Source organism: Pseudomonas rossensis (genome assembly GCF_039888995.1).
Lineage (GTDB): Bacteria > Pseudomonadota > Gammaproteobacteria > Pseudomonadales > Pseudomonadaceae > Aquipseudomonas > Aquipseudomonas rossensis.
Genome location: NZ_JBBWCB010000003.1, coordinates 105,891 through 118,785 on the forward strand (window position 1 = coordinate 105,891; position 12,895 = coordinate 118,785).

The 12,895-nt window shown below is 58.0% G+C and carries 14 protein-coding genes and 1 pseudogene; 9 read left to right on the forward strand and 6 right to left on the reverse strand.

The features are described 5' to 3' along the window. Positions 1-24: 24 nt before the first annotated feature. On the reverse strand, positions 25-840 hold the full coding sequence (locus tag WLY71_RS02035; protein WP_347802298.1) for a sulfite exporter TauE/SafE family protein: 816 nt from the start codon (positions 838-840) through the stop codon (positions 25-27). Positions 841-949: 109 nt separating this feature from the next. On the opposite strand from WLY71_RS02035, the gene WLY71_RS02040 reads away from it, so the two are divergent. Then, the gene (locus WLY71_RS02040; protein WP_347802299.1) at positions 950-1,717 is read left to right on the forward strand and encodes an AraC family transcriptional regulator; all 768 of its coding nucleotides are present in this window, start codon (positions 950-952) and stop codon (positions 1,715-1,717) included. 273 nt (positions 1,718-1,990) lie between these two features. Here the strand turns inward: WLY71_RS02040 and bglX are convergent, their stop codons facing one another. Further along, positions 1,991-4,264 (reverse strand): beta-glucosidase BglX, encoded by a 2,274-nt coding sequence (bglX, locus tag WLY71_RS02045; protein WP_347802300.1) that lies wholly within the window; start codon positions 4,262-4,264, stop codon positions 1,991-1,993. 275 nt (positions 4,265-4,539) lie between these two features. Here bglX and WLY71_RS02050 point away from each other — a divergent pair, with 275 nt between their 5' ends. Further along, positions 4,540-4,857 (forward strand): helix-turn-helix domain-containing protein, encoded by a 318-nt coding sequence (locus WLY71_RS02050; protein WP_347802325.1) that lies wholly within the window; start codon positions 4,540-4,542, stop codon positions 4,855-4,857. A 48-nt stretch (positions 4,858-4,905) separates the two neighbouring features. On the opposite strand, the gene WLY71_RS02055 is transcribed toward WLY71_RS02050, so the two are convergent. Next, positions 4,906-5,964, reverse strand: a complete 1,059-nt coding sequence (locus tag WLY71_RS02055) for an MBL fold metallo-hydrolase (RefSeq protein ID WP_347802301.1) — start codon at positions 5,962-5,964, stop codon at positions 4,906-4,908. Positions 5,965-6,177: 213 nt separating this feature from the next. Between WLY71_RS02055 and WLY71_RS02060 the strand changes: the two genes are divergently transcribed. Both WLY71_RS02060 and WLY71_RS31215 read left to right on the forward strand, forming a co-directional pair. Beyond that, a complete protein-coding gene (locus WLY71_RS02060; RefSeq protein ID WP_347802302.1) occupies positions 6,178-6,789 on the forward strand; it encodes a TetR/AcrR family transcriptional regulator in 612 nt (203 codons plus the stop codon). Positions 6,790-6,875: 86 nt separating this feature from the next. Further along, a pseudogene (locus tag WLY71_RS31215) lies at positions 6,876-6,965 on the forward strand (DUF1003 domain-containing protein); the annotation flags it as partial. A 7-nt stretch (positions 6,966-6,972) separates the two neighbouring features. Here the strand turns inward: WLY71_RS31215 and WLY71_RS02065 are convergent. After that, complete coding sequence (locus tag WLY71_RS02065; protein ID WP_347802303.1) at positions 6,973-7,914, reverse strand: LysR family transcriptional regulator; 942 nt, start codon at positions 7,912-7,914, stop codon at positions 6,973-6,975. A gap of 15 nt (positions 7,915-7,929) precedes the next feature. Here WLY71_RS02065 and WLY71_RS02070 point away from each other — a divergent pair, with 15 nt between their 5' ends. Together WLY71_RS02070 and WLY71_RS02075 are read left to right on the forward strand one after the other, a co-directional pair. After that, positions 7,930-8,637, forward strand: coding sequence for a CTP synthase C-terminal region-related (seleno)protein (locus WLY71_RS02070; protein WP_347802304.1), 708 nt, complete (start codon positions 7,930-7,932; stop codon positions 8,635-8,637). Then, positions 8,634-8,957 carry an antibiotic biosynthesis monooxygenase family protein gene (locus WLY71_RS02075; RefSeq protein ID WP_347802305.1) on the forward strand — a complete coding sequence of 108 codons (324 nt, stop codon included), beginning with the start codon at positions 8,634-8,636 and terminating at the stop codon, positions 8,955-8,957. The genes WLY71_RS02070 and WLY71_RS02075 overlap by 4 nt, the downstream gene beginning before the upstream one ends. Positions 8,958-9,096: 139 nt before the next feature. On the opposite strand, the gene WLY71_RS02080 is transcribed toward WLY71_RS02075, so the two are convergent. Continuing rightward, a complete protein-coding gene (locus WLY71_RS02080) occupies positions 9,097-9,423 on the reverse strand; it encodes a DUF2025 family protein (RefSeq protein ID WP_347802306.1) in 327 nt (108 codons plus the stop codon). Positions 9,424-9,657: 234 nt separating this feature from the next. Between WLY71_RS02080 and WLY71_RS02085 the strand changes: the two genes are divergently transcribed. From WLY71_RS02085 to WLY71_RS02095, 3 genes are all read left to right on the forward strand, one after another. Beyond that, the gene (locus tag WLY71_RS02085; RefSeq protein WP_347802307.1) at positions 9,658-10,785 is read left to right on the forward strand and encodes a glycerophosphodiester phosphodiesterase; all 1,128 of its coding nucleotides are present in this window, start codon (positions 9,658-9,660) and stop codon (positions 10,783-10,785) included. A 108-nt stretch (positions 10,786-10,893) separates the two neighbouring features. Further along, positions 10,894-11,199 carry a PepSY domain-containing protein gene (locus WLY71_RS02090; RefSeq protein ID WP_010457288.1) on the forward strand — a complete coding sequence of 102 codons (306 nt, stop codon included), beginning with the start codon at positions 10,894-10,896 and terminating at the stop codon, positions 11,197-11,199. 134 nt (positions 11,200-11,333) lie between these two features. Further along, a complete protein-coding gene (locus tag WLY71_RS02095; RefSeq protein ID WP_347802308.1) occupies positions 11,334-12,506 on the forward strand; it encodes a GAF domain-containing sensor histidine kinase in 1,173 nt (390 codons plus the stop codon). Between the two features lie 15 nt (positions 12,507-12,521). Here WLY71_RS02095 and WLY71_RS02100 read toward each other — a convergent pair whose 3' ends face one another. Beyond that, positions 12,522-12,869 (reverse strand): hypothetical protein, encoded by a 348-nt coding sequence (locus tag WLY71_RS02100; RefSeq protein ID WP_347802309.1) that lies wholly within the window; start codon positions 12,867-12,869, stop codon positions 12,522-12,524. Positions 12,870-12,895: the final 26 nt, after the last annotated feature.

Sequence of the window (12,895 nt, forward strand, 5' to 3'; positions counted from 1 at the left end):
CGAATAAAGCGAACGATTCCAACCCTACGTGGCGTACATGCTCAGCATCACCAAAACTAGCAAACCCACATATACCCGCGCATGCACCCGATCCGGTATCCGCCCAATCCACGGCGTGGCCAACCGAATCCCCACCAGCGACCCAACCGTCAAAACCGCAAACGCCATCACATCCACATAGCCGACAAACCACGGCCCAAGATCAAACTCGGTGAAACCGGCCACGGCCATGTAAGTCAGCGTCCCAGCCAGCGCCACGGGCAAACTGAGCGGATTGGCCATGGACGTCGCCTGGGACATGCTCAATCCACAACGCCGCAACAACGGCACGGTCATGACGCTGCCGCCTACGCCGAGAAGCGTGGCGATGGTGCCGATTCCTACGCCGCCGCCAGACACTTCTGCCCTTCCCAATCGCCGTGGGATGGCGGTGTCGGACGCTGTAAGAAAGCCGCGTCGCAACACGCAATCGGCGATGGTCACGCCCAGGTACGCGATGAAGGCATAGCGAATCACCTCGCCACTTGCCCACATCGCCGCTATGGCGCCGACTACCGCGCCTACGCCGATAAACCCGCCCAACGGCCACAGGTAATGACGAATGAGATGACCGGCGCGGCGGTGTTTTCCGGTGGCAATCGTTGCGTTGACGATCATGACGCAGGTCGAGGTTGCCACAGCAATGTGCATTGCCGATTGGCTGACGGGGTCGCCTGTGCCGTGGTTGGCCATGAGCATGCGGTAAAGCAATGGCACGACGACAAAGCCGCCGCCGAAACCGAACAGTACCGCGGTGATGCCGGTCATGCAGCCGAAGAGTGCCAGCAGGAGATAGAACATCGGTGTCGTCCGTTGTTGAGAGCGGTCGACGATAGAGCGATGCGCCTTGGCCTGCTTCAGCAAGTCAGCCAATAATGTTTGCGTTTACGCCAACCACTGGGGCTGCTCGATGCGCAATGTTTCGATTGATCTGCTGGACCACACGCCACGGCCGGTGGTGGCCATCGGTACGGATTATTCCCACGGCCATTTGTTGCCTCGTCATACACATCGGCGGGCGCAATTGTTGTACGGCTCCACCGGGGTGATGCAGGTCAGCACGCACGATGGCAATTGGGTGGTGCCGCCGCAGCGGGCGGTGTGGATTCCGCCGGGGGTGGCGCATGAGGTGCTGATGCTGGGGGTGAGTACTCGCAGTTTATATATCGAGCCGGGGGCGGTGGATCTGGGGGATCGCTGCCAGGTGATCAGCGTTTCGCCGTTAATGCGGCACTTGCTGATGGAGGCGGTGGAAATCCCGTTGGCGTATGACGAGCGCGGGCGCGACGGTACGTTGATCGGCTTGCTGCTGCATGAACTGGCGCGCAGCACTCACCTGCCGTTGCACATCCCGCTGCCTGTCGATTCGAGATTGCTCGCGTTGTGCCAGGGTTTTGTGCAGCAACCCGACGCCCACCAGTCGCCGCAGCAATGGGCCGATCATCTGCACATTAGTCTGCGCACTTTCAATCGGCTGTTCCGCCAACAAACCGATCTGAGTTTCAGCCAATGGCGGCAGCGGGCCTGTGTGGTGCTGGCTTTGGCGCGGCTGGCGGTGGGCACGCCGGTGACGCGGATTGCTCTGGATTTTGGCTATGACAGCCCCGCTGCGTTCTCGACAATGTTCCGCCGCGTACTGGGGCAGGCACCGTCCGTCTGGTTGGAGGGGGCGAAGTAGTCAGCCCAAAAAAGAGAGGCCGCTGCCGTTAATACCAGCCAGTTAAGCAATTTCAGCCGCGACGCACACTTTGTAGCAGCTGGCGAAGCCTGCGTTCGGCTGCGTAGCAGTCGTAAAACCAGAGATTGCGGTGCATCAGGCAGACCGCGTCAGTCGGATTCACGACTGCTACGCCCGAGCGCGGACCGAGCCGAACGCAGGCTTCGCCAGCTGCTACAGATCGCATAACGGTTCAACTGACTGGCATTAGCCACTGCCGCTAATGCCTCGGCCTTACAGCAACTCAAAACTCTGCGCCTTCACATCCTGAGAATCCAGACCGATTTGCACCTGGAACTCACCCGGCTCGGCGGCGTATTCCAACTGAGCGTTGAAGAACTTCAAGTCGTTCTCATCAATGCTGAAGTGGACCGCTTTCTCTTCTCCGGCCTTGAGCATGATTTTTTGAAAGTTCTTCAGTTCTTTGACCGGACGGCTGAGGGAGCCAACGACATCGCGGATATACAACTGAACCACCGTTTCGCCGTCGCGCTGGCCGGTATTCTTCACGATGACGCTGGCGACGAGCTTGTCGGTTTTGTTCAGTGTGGCCGAAGACAGGGCCATGTCGGTCAGGCTGAAATCGGTATAACTCAGCCCATAGCCGAAGGGATAAAGCGGACCATGGGATTGATCGAAATATTGAGACGTGTAGTTGCGAAGCCCACCCGGCAGGTAGGGGCGGCCGGTGTTCAAATGGCTGTAGTAATTCGGGATCTGCCCCACGGAGCGTGGAAAGGTGATGGGTAACTTGCCGGAAGGGTTGTAGTCACCGAACAATACATCGGCAACGGCGTTGCCTCCCTCGGAGCCGCTGTACCAGGTTTCCAGAATCGCATCGGCCTGCTTCTGCTCCTTGCCGATGGAAAGTGGCCGGCCGTTCATCAATACCAGTACCAGCGGCTTGCCGGTGGCTTTCAGGGCGGTGATCAATTCACTCTGGCGTCCTGGCAGATCGAGGCTGGTTCGACTGGCCGCTTCATGAGACATACTGCGTGGCTCGCCCACTACCGCAATCACAACATCGGCTTGCTGTGCAGCCTTGACCGCTTCGTCAATCATTTCTGCTGCCGGACGAGCGTCGTTCGCGATTTCGGACACTCCCTGGTACTCCAGGTATTTAACAACCTCCTGATCCTCCTCGAGATTGGCGCCTCGGGCATAGATCAGCGAGCCCTTATCCATAGCGTTTTTCAGCCCGTCGTAGATCGTCACCGATTGCGAGGGCACGCCGCTTGCGGACCAACTGCCCATGATGTCGATGGTACTTTTTGCCAACGGGCCTATGAGCGCGATCAGGCCCTCTTTTTTTAGTGGCAAGAGCCCGTTTTCATTCTTCAGCAGCACCAATGTCTTGCGTGCCACCTCACGGGCCTGCGCTCTGTGCAGACGGTTTTCGGCATTGTTATCAGCGGGGTCTTCACTGGCAACGCCGATGCGCCGGTAAGGGTCTTCGAACAGCCCCATGTCGTACTTGGCCCCCAGGACTTCCCGCACAGCATTATCGATATTGCTCTGGGAAACAGCGCCAGACTCAAGCAGCCCGGGTAGCTCCGGACCATAGGAGAAGTCGTTCATACTCATATCAACACCGGCCCTGATCGCGAGCCTGGCCGCTTCGCGGTGATTCTTCGCAACACCATGCTGAATAAGATCGTTTATCCCGTTATGGTCGCTGATGACCAGTCCCTTGAAGCCCCATGCTTTGCGAAGCAGGTCTTGCATCAACCATGCATTGGAAGCGGCTGGCACGCCATTTATCGAGTTAAGCGCCACCATCATCGCCCCCGCTCCACCCTCAATCGCCGAACGATAAGGTGGCAGGTAGTCCTGGTGCATTCTGGCCAGGCCCATGTCGACGCTGTTGTAGTCGCGTCCACCCTCGACAGCACCATACAACGCGAAGTGTTTGGCGCTGGCCATGATGCTGTCGGGTGCATTCAGGCTTTTGCCCTGGTAGGCCTGAACCATCACTTTGGCAATGCGCGAAACCAGATAGGTGTCTTCACCGAAGCCTTCGGATGTACGCCCCCAGCGAGGATCACGGGCGATATCTATCATCGGTGCAAAGGTCATATCGATACCGTCAGCACTGGCTTCTTTCGCCGCCGTTCGACCGCTCAACTCGATGGCGTCCATATCCCAGCTGGAGGCCAATGCCAGGCCAATGGGAAAAATGGTTCGATGACCGTGTATCACGTCCCAGCCGAAAAACATCGGTATTTTCAGGCGGCTTTGTTGAGCCGCGTCCTGCATGGGTCGGTTTACGTAACGGCTCACAGAGCCGTACGTACCCCCGATTCGTCCGGCGGTGATTTCTTGGTACATCCTTTCGGGAGTCATCTTTTCATCAATCGCGATCAGCCGCAGTTGGCCGACTTTTTCTTCCAGGGTCATCTGATTTATCAGGTGGGTCACAAAGGCATCTTTGTTTGACGATGCCATATCGGCCAGGACGGGCAGACTTGTAAAACCGATCAGGGTACATAGCAGACGTAGTCTTTTCATGATTCCCTTCCCTGCATAACGCTGTGGCGCACTGCCTCTGAAACGCCACCTTTCCTTGTATTGAAAATCAGAAAGCTGACGTTCAAACATTGCTGCTGACGGGTGTTGAAAACCCATTGAGCTTTCAGTCCGCCTAAAAATAGCGTAGTCGGTCCAACGCTCCTGCCTGAGAGGAAAATTAGAACCGATCAAAAAATGAGTTTGATTTGGGCTCAAAACAACTGTACAAAAATACAGTATTTTTTGAATCAGCACTCTTGAGCCCGGAGAACACCATGGCCTCTCTTGCGATGAAAATCACCCTGGAACGTATCGCCCTTTTCCAATTCACCCCGGCGCATAGCGCTCAGGCCCGAGCGATGCTGGGTTGGAGTGTGGAGGAGCTGTCTCGGGAATCCGGGGTTTCGGTTGATGCTATTCAGCGATTTGAGGATGAACGCGATGTGCTGGATGTTACGCGGCTGGCACTGGCTTATCGGCTTGAATCGGAGGGGTTGGTGTTCTTCCCGGGGTTTGCGCCGGGTCGAGGGATGAATGTGAAAGGATCGACGCCTGATCCGGTGGGGCGGGCGGATTATGCGATGGTTGAGTGAGGTGTCGGCCCGGGCCGCTTGCAGGGTAAGCAGCCCGGCTTCACAACGTCATGCGTTCTGAGGCTCCACCTGATCGCCAACGTTTTCCATCTCCGACCACCAAGTGCTCCCCCGCTGCGGATACATCACATTGAACGCCTGACCCATCTGCGGCGTGGTAATCGAAACATTCCGCTCCCAGGCCAACGCCAGAATGCGGTCAAAGGGTTCGTACCAGGCGTGCATCGACAGATCGAACGTGCCGTTATGGATCGGCAATAACCAGCGACCTTTAAGGTCGATGTGCGCTTGCAGGGTTTGCTCCGGCTGCATGTGAACATGCGGCCATTCGACGTTGTAAGCACCCGTTTCCATAAGGGTTAGATCGAACGGGCCATATTGCTCACCGATGCGTTTGAAACCATCGAAATAACCGCTGTCGCCGCTGAAGAAGATTCGCGTGTCGCCGTCGATCATCACCCACGAGGCCCACAGCGTGCTGTTGCCATCGAACAGACCGCGACCGGAAAAGTGCTGCGAAGGCGTGGCGATGAACTGAATACCGTCGACCTCGGTGCCCTGCCACCAGTCCAGTTGTCGGACTTTGCTGGCATCGATGCCCCACTTGATCAAGGTGTCGCCCACGCCCAGCGGCGTCAAAAAGTACTTGGCCTTGCTCGCCAGTCTGAGCACCGCTTGATAATCGAGGTGGTCGTAGTGATCGTGGGACAGGATCACCGCTTCAATCGGCGGCATTTCTTCGAGGCTGATCGGCGGCTGGTGGAAGCGCTTGGGGCCGGCCCATTGCACGGGTGAGGCGCGTTCGGCGAAGACCGGGTCGGTGATCCAGAATTTGTCCCGCAGTTTCAGCAGTACGGTGGAATGACCGAGGCGGTAAACGCTGTGGTTGGGTGCAGCGATCAACGCTGCCTGAGTCAGGGTTTGCACCGGGACAGGCGTCGTCGGGCGGGTGTCGCGCGGTTTGTGGAAGATCATGTTCCACATGATGCGCAGGGTTTTGCGAAAACCTTCGCGCTTTACCAGCGCATGATTTCGAAAGAGCCCTTCTACCTGACGGGAAGCTTCAGGCGTAGAGACGTTATCCGATGGGGAAGTTGATGTGGCCATGACTGAATGACTCCAGAAAAACCGCACAATTCGCGATTTCCGCTTGGGACGATAAATGGCCAAGGCACGCACGCATCAGCCGGAGATTCTATTGTTCACTGCGCAGGATTAACAAAACATTACACTGCACAGTGTAGTTTCTAGGTTGCATCAAAGCTGATCACAAGTAAACTGCCAAGTGTAGTTCTCACTTCTTCCTGCCGAAGCGTACTTATGACAGCTCCACAGCGCCTCACCGACCGAAAACGCGAAGCCATCATTCAGGCGGCGATTGCCGAATTCCGTGCCAACGGTTTCGACATCACCAGCATGGACAAGATCGCCGCCACCGCCGGCGTGTCGAAGCGCACGGTGTACAACCACTTCCCCAGCAAGGAAGAGTTGTTCGCCGAAATCCTCAATCAGTTGTGGGCGCGGGTGACGTCAGAACAGGAAACGCCCTACCACCCTGACCTGCCGCTGCGCGACCAGATGCGCCGGATGCTGATGGCGAAATTGCAGATGCTGGGCGATGACAATTTTCTCGACCTGGCGCGGGTGGCCATCGCCGCGACCATTCATTCCCCCGAGCGCGCGCAGAATATGGTTGCCCGAATGGGTGAGCGCGAAGAAGGCCTGACTGTGTGGATCCGCGCCGCTCAGGCCGACGGTCGTTTGAAACCGGTCGCCCCCGAATTCGCTGCACAACAGATTCAGGGAATGCTCAAATCCTTTGCGTTCTGGCCGCAGATTTCCATGGGCCTGCCCGGCCTGTCAGCCGAAATGCAGAGCACTGTTGTGGAGTCGGCGCTGGACATGTTTCTGGCCTGCTATCAGCTGCAATAAATGACAATGTCCGCCGCTTTAGCGGTGAGCAGTAGCGCGGAATAAAACACCGCAATGTGTTTCAGAATGAAACTGGCGCTGGGGCGGAAATGACCAAGGCCCTCACCGAACGCATCGAAAGCCTGACCTCGGAAATGCATCAGCACTTCGTGCGCAAGGATCAGCCGAAGGTTTAGCGCTCGGTCAAGGCAATCGAAGCGCCCGCCCCAACTCATCGAACAACGTCACCACCGAGCGCAAGGCGCGGCAGTCCGGGCGGGTCAGCAACCAGAGTGCCGTGTCGTAACCGTGTAGTGGCCCGCTCACCGGTTGCAGCCCGTCACCGATGAGGAAGTCCGGCAATGCCGCGACACCGAGCCCGGCCCGCACCAGTTCAGTCACCGACAACATGCTGTTGCAGCGATAACCCGGTGTGACGCCGGGCAACTGCTGACGGCGCCACACAACGGTGGGGTGATCGGGAAGGAAGTCGTCCGGGGCGATCCAGGTCAGCAACGCCAAGTCTTCGGAATCGACCGATCTCAGATACGCCTCACTGGCACAGACTCGATAGGAAACCTCCGCCAATCGCCGGCCCACCAAGTGCTCGGGCGGTGTGCGGGTCAGGCGCAAGGCGATATCCGCATCCCGGCGGCTGAGGTTGGCGAAGTCGTTGGACGTACTCAACTCGATGGTCAGCGCCGGGTAGCCGGGCATGAACTTCGCCAACGCCGGCAGCAGCAAGCCTTGCAAGACCGAATCGGTGCAGGTCAGGCGCACCGTGCCGCTGATGACTTCACCGCCCTGCTCCACGCCAATGCGAGCCGCCTCCAGCGCCTGCTCGGCCCGCTCAGCCTGCTCGGCCAGGGTTTGCGCCAAGGTGGTGGGCAAGTAGCCGGCGCGGCTTTTTTCGAACAGTTGCTGGCCCAGCGCAGCTTCCAGTCGGCGCACGGCGCGAAATACGGTCGAAACGTCGACCTTCAATAGCGTCGACGCCCGGGCCAGAGAGCCGCCGCGCACCAGCGCGAGGATCAGGGACAGGTCGGGATAATCCAGTCGATAGTGCATCGGTGCATTGATCAATTGGGATAACGCCAATATTGAGTGCGTGAACGCCAATCTATAGTGGGTGCCAGGAATCAACAAGCGTGGAGCGCACTCATGGAAAACCGCCCAATTCGCATCGCCCTGATCGGCGATTACGACCCGCACGTCACCGCTCACCAAGCCATTCCCGTCACCCTCGGCATGGCCGCTGAACATGCAGGGCGAGACGTGCAATTCCAGTGGTTGGCCACCGACGGCATCAGCGTCGATGCGCCATTGGCTGATTTCGACGGTTTCTGGTGCGTGCCTGCCAGCCCTTACCGCGATAGGGACGGTGCGTTGCGAGCGATTCGTTTTGCCCGTGAACAGCAACGGCCGTTCCTTGGTACCTGCGGCGGTTTTCAACACGCCGTACTCGAATACGCCCGAAATGTTCTGGGTTGGAAAGATGCCGAACACGGTGAAACATCGCCGGATGCGGCGCGAGCGCTGCTCACGCCACTGACCTGTTCGCTGGTGGAGGCCGTCGACAGCATTCATCTGGTTGAAGGCTCATTGATCGCCGAGGCGTACGAAAGCGCTGAGATTGTCGAAGGCTATCGCTGCCGCTACGGCGTTAATCCAGCATTTGAACGTGAGTTGTTGACCCAACAGCTGTGCGCCGTTGCACACGATTCAACCGGCGACTTGCGGGCGGTGGAACTCAAAGGTCATCCGTTCTTCGTCGCGACGCTATTCCAACCTGAACGCGCAGCACTCAAGGGCAAGCTGCCGCCGCTTGTCCGCGCGTTGATCGCAGCCTGCAAGAGACAGAAGTCATGATCGTCAAGACTCCGTCAGCGCCTTACTACGCGGTGATTTTTACCTCCCTGCGCACCGACGGTGATCACGGTTACGAGCAGGCCGCCAGACGCATGGTCGAACTGGCCCGTGAGCAACCCGGTTTCCTCGGTGTGGAATCGGCTCGGGGTGAAGACGGGCTCGGGATTACGGTGTCCTACTGGGCCAGCGAAGCGGCGATTCTGGCGTGGAAACATCATCCCGAGCACAGTGAGATTCGCGAGCGCGGGCGGTCGACCTGGTATTCGTCTTGTCATACGCGGGTGTGCAAGGTTGAGCGGGATTATCGGTTTCAGCGGTAATTATGTGCGGTGCCCTTCTGGCCGCCATCGCGAGCAAGCTCGCTCCCACAGGGGTTATGTGTCGATCACAAGACCCATGTGGGAGCGAGCTGGATCCAGGCGGCGTTCCGACGATAGGCCCGCACAATCACCCCAAAACTCAGCTCTGCACCAAACGGCGAACCGCCGAAATCTCCGGCACTTCCCGCCGATTCATATAAACCCGCACCGGCTCGGTGATGTTGATCCGGTCATCGATGTTCTGATCCAGCAACAACTGAATCAACTCACGCTTGAGCGTCATGGCCTGCGCGGAACCTGGGGCCCAGACGAATTCGCTGGTGGGGATAATGCCGTCGTCAGCCACGTCCATGCCGAAAGAGTCTTCGCTGAAACGAACGATGTACTGGCCGGTCTTGCGATTGAGGCCGACGAAGCCTTTGAGTTGGTCGGCGGCCTGGCAGATGAGCTCGGAAGTGATGCGCATGATAAACCTCACAAAAGGTCGAAAAGGACCGGTGATCGATGGTTTACACGCAGGGCAAGCGAATGGGCGTTCCCTCTGCCGGGGTAACTGCCGGGGCCAAGAGTACTGCAAAGAAGCGCACAAAAGCGCTGAAAAAATCTTCTTTAAACACGTTTATGTCGGTCTGGCGATAGCGCAAGCGGCGCTCAGTTGCTAAAAGGTACGTCTTTGAAAATCTGCGAAAGGACCTCGACCATGCCTGTTACCTTCACCAAGAGCGCCCTGTTGCTGAGCCTGATGCTGGGCCTCGGCCACGCACAGGCCGCCAGCGAGCCAAGCCCCACCGCATTGGCAACCCGCACGGGCATCCCGCATCCGGCCGTGATCGCTCACCGTGGCGCGTCGTTCGATGCACCGGAATCCACCGCCGCCGCCTACAAACTGGCCCGCGATCTGGGTGTCGACTACCTGGAAATGGACGTGCAACGCAGCAAGGATGGCGTGCTGTTCGCCCTGCACGACGACAACCTGCAACGCACCACCGACGTCGCCAGCAAATTCCCTGAGCGCAAGGACCGCCCGGCCAACGAGTTCACCCTCGCCGAGCTGAAAACCCTCGATGCCGGCAGCTGGTTCAACACCGCCTACCCGGATCGCGCGCGTCCTGCGTACGTTGGTCTGAAAATCCTGACCCTCGATGAAATCATCGATATTGCCCAAGGCAACCCGCTGCATAAACCCGGCCTGTACATCGAAACCAAAGAACCGAAGCAATTTCCCGGGATCGAGCGCGACCTCAAGGAAAAACTCCAGGATCGCGGCTGGTTGAGCCCGGCCGGGTCAAAACTGGCGAAGAGCGCTCTGGCGGTTGGCCAGGGCAAAGGTAAAGTCGTGCTGCAAACCTTCGAGAAGAGCAGCCTCGAACTGCTCGAGAAGGAAATGCCGAAAGTGCCGAAAATCCTTCTGCTGTGGGTCGGCGAAGGCAGCATCGAGCCGAAATCCAAGGTGACGTTTGCCGAGTCCGGCGACAAGGACAAAGCCACTTACTACGCCAAACAGCAACCGAAAGACAAAGCCGAATTCCAGCAATGGGTCGAGTACGCCAAAGCCCAGGGCGCAATCGGCACCGGCCCTTCTGCCGCGCTGACCAAGGGTGGTGATCAGAGTTACTCGGACCTGGTGCAACCCTGGATGAACCAGTACACCCACGATCAAGGCTTGTTGGTGCACGTTTACACCATCGACGATGCCGTGGATTACCAGAAAGTCATGGACGCCGGGGTCGACGGCATCTTCACCAACCGCGCCAGCGAACTGCTCAAGTTCTACAAACGCCCGGCGGCGGCCAGTGTTGCGCAATTGCTGCAGAACAACGGTTACTGATGAACGTGGGAACGACTATACCCAGTCGCGTTCGGAGAATTAAGGGTGGATTAAGTTGCGCCGGATAACCTGATCCCACTTAAACAGCTCATCCAAGGAAAGAACCTCATGAAAACCCTGACTGCCCTGTTCACTGCCGCGGCCCTGACTCTCACCGCTGGGCTGGCCCAGGCCGATGTCCGCGTCGACCAGATCCCCGAGCTGGTCAAAAGCGGCAAGATCAAGCCATTGGAAGAAATGAACCAGGCTGCTCTGAAATTGCACCCGGGTGCGACCATCACCGACACGGACTTGGACAACCACTTCAATAACTATGAGTACGAAGTGGAACTGAAAACCGCTGACGGCAAAGAATTTGACGTGGACTTCGATGCCACCACGGGCAAAGTACTGAGCGACAAACAAGACACCTGATGCACACACACCAAGCCGCACGATCTTCGGATCGCGCGGCTTTTTTGCACGTCAAATTCAGGCAATCAAGTCGCGCCAACGCAGCGTCAGCCCGCTAGAATCCCACCACACTGTTCATGCAGAGATGGATTGAAATGAGGCAAGCAGCGGCAGCAGACATCGCCACGATCGGTCGGATCAGTGCGGTGCCGGCGATTCTTCAAGTGATCCGTGAACTGACGGGCCTGCGCTTCGCCGCCGTGGCCCGGGTTACCGAAGAGTCGTGGACAGCGTGCGCGGTGCTCGACCAGCTGAATTTCGGTTTACAGGTTGGCGGTGAGCTGGACCTTGTCACGACCCTGTGCCACGAAGTTCGCCAGACGCATCACTCGGTGGTCATCGACAAGGCCAGTGAAGACCCGCTTTACCGCGATCACCACACCCCTCGCCTCTATCAGTTCGAAAGCTACATCGCCGTGCCGATTTTCCGCACCGACGGACGCTTTTTCGGCACCCTCTGCGCCCTTGACCCCAACCCTGCGCCCCTCAAATCCAGCACGATCCAGAGCACCATGGAATCCTTCGCCCGGATGCTGGCGCTGCAGATCGAGTCCGAAGAAAACCTGCAAAAGACCGAAGCAGCGCTGAGGCAGGAACGCGAAACCGCCGAACTGCGCGAACAGTTCATTGCCGTGCTCGGACATGATCTGCGCAACCCCTTGTTCGCCATTAGCGCCGGCGCCGAAATGCTCCTGCGCAAACTACCCGATCCGGCGAATCAGCAACGGGCCCGGCACATCCTCAGCAGCGCCCGTCGTGCGACCAAACTGGTCGATGACGTTCTGGATTTCGCTCGCGGCTCTTTGGGCCGTGGCATTCCCGTGAACATTGAACCGTGCCCGAATCTCGAGGATGCATTGCGGCATGTGATTTCAGAGGTTCAGAGCGTCCATCCCGCCCGCACCATTCAATCGTCCATCGGCGACCTGCGCAGCGTTCATTGCGATCGCGAGCGGGTCGCGCAGTTACTCTCCAATCTGGTGGCAAACGCGGTTGCTCACGGAGATCCCGATGGCCCGATCGAAATCAGCGCGCAGATCAATGAAGGACAGTTCGTGCTGAGCGTGAAAAATCAGGGGCTGATTGCCGAGGATGCGCTGCCACATCTGTTCCGGCCCTACTCGCGACCGGCCAGCGGAACACCGCGGACCGGCCTCGGCTTGGGGTTGTACATTGCCAGTCAGATTGCGCAGTCCCATGGTGGGAAACTGGACGTGGTATCGACCGAGCAACAGGGCACGACGTTTACGTTCAGCTTGCCAGTGTGATCTGCCAGGCTCGAATCACTTGACCATAATGATCAACGGCTTGGAGCGCCAGATTCGGTCGTCTCTGACAACCTCATAAAAGGTAGTCACCAAACCCGGTGTGATGACGGTTTCCTTCACATAGAAATGCACAGGGTTTACTTCTTCAATCTCGGTGATCTCATGCGTAAAAACTGTTTCAGTACCTGCGTTGGTGATCCATACCACCTCAAGATGATTTCCTTCGCTCAAACCCTGTTTGCCAAGGACATACGCCCGCAGACCGGGAGCCGAGGGTAAAGACACCTCACCCTCATACTCCTGACCTTCGACCGCCGTCATGCTCGGGATCGTCAGTTTTTCCAACACTTCAAGCGTAGACATGGAAACACTCCTTATCGGGATAATCG

Excerpts from the sequence above, each read along its gene's own strand:
- WLY71_RS02035 (WP_347802298.1), bottom strand. The coding sequence starts at position 840 with ATGTTCTATCTCCTGCTGGCACTCTTCGGCTGCATGACCGGCATCACC.
- WLY71_RS02040 (WP_347802299.1), top strand. The coding sequence starts at position 950 with ATGCGCAATGTTTCGATTGATCTGCTGGACCACACGCCACGGCCGGTG.
- bglX (WP_347802300.1), bottom strand. The coding sequence starts at position 4,264 with ATGAAAAGACTACGTCTGCTATGTACCCTGATCGGTTTTACAAGTCTG.
- WLY71_RS02050 (WP_347802325.1), top strand. The coding sequence starts at position 4,540 with ATGGCCTCTCTTGCGATGAAAATCACCCTGGAACGTATCGCCCTTTTC.
- WLY71_RS02055 (WP_347802301.1), bottom strand. The coding sequence starts at position 5,964 with ATGGCCACATCAACTTCCCCATCGGATAACGTCTCTACGCCTGAAGCT.
- WLY71_RS02060 (WP_347802302.1), top strand. The coding sequence starts at position 6,178 with ATGACAGCTCCACAGCGCCTCACCGACCGAAAACGCGAAGCCATCATT.
- WLY71_RS02070 (WP_347802304.1), top strand. The coding sequence starts at position 7,930 with ATGGAAAACCGCCCAATTCGCATCGCCCTGATCGGCGATTACGACCCG.
- WLY71_RS02075 (WP_347802305.1), top strand. The coding sequence starts at position 8,634 with ATGATCGTCAAGACTCCGTCAGCGCCTTACTACGCGGTGATTTTTACC.
- WLY71_RS02080 (WP_347802306.1), bottom strand. The coding sequence starts at position 9,423 with ATGCGCATCACTTCCGAGCTCATCTGCCAGGCCGCCGACCAACTCAAA.
- WLY71_RS02085 (WP_347802307.1), top strand. The coding sequence starts at position 9,658 with ATGCCTGTTACCTTCACCAAGAGCGCCCTGTTGCTGAGCCTGATGCTG.
- WLY71_RS02090 (WP_010457288.1), top strand. The coding sequence starts at position 10,894 with ATGAAAACCCTGACTGCCCTGTTCACTGCCGCGGCCCTGACTCTCACC.
- WLY71_RS02095 (WP_347802308.1), top strand. The coding sequence starts at position 11,334 with ATGAGGCAAGCAGCGGCAGCAGACATCGCCACGATCGGTCGGATCAGT.
- WLY71_RS02100 (WP_347802309.1), bottom strand. The coding sequence starts at position 12,869 with ATGTCTACGCTTGAAGTGTTGGAAAAACTGACGATCCCGAGCATGACG.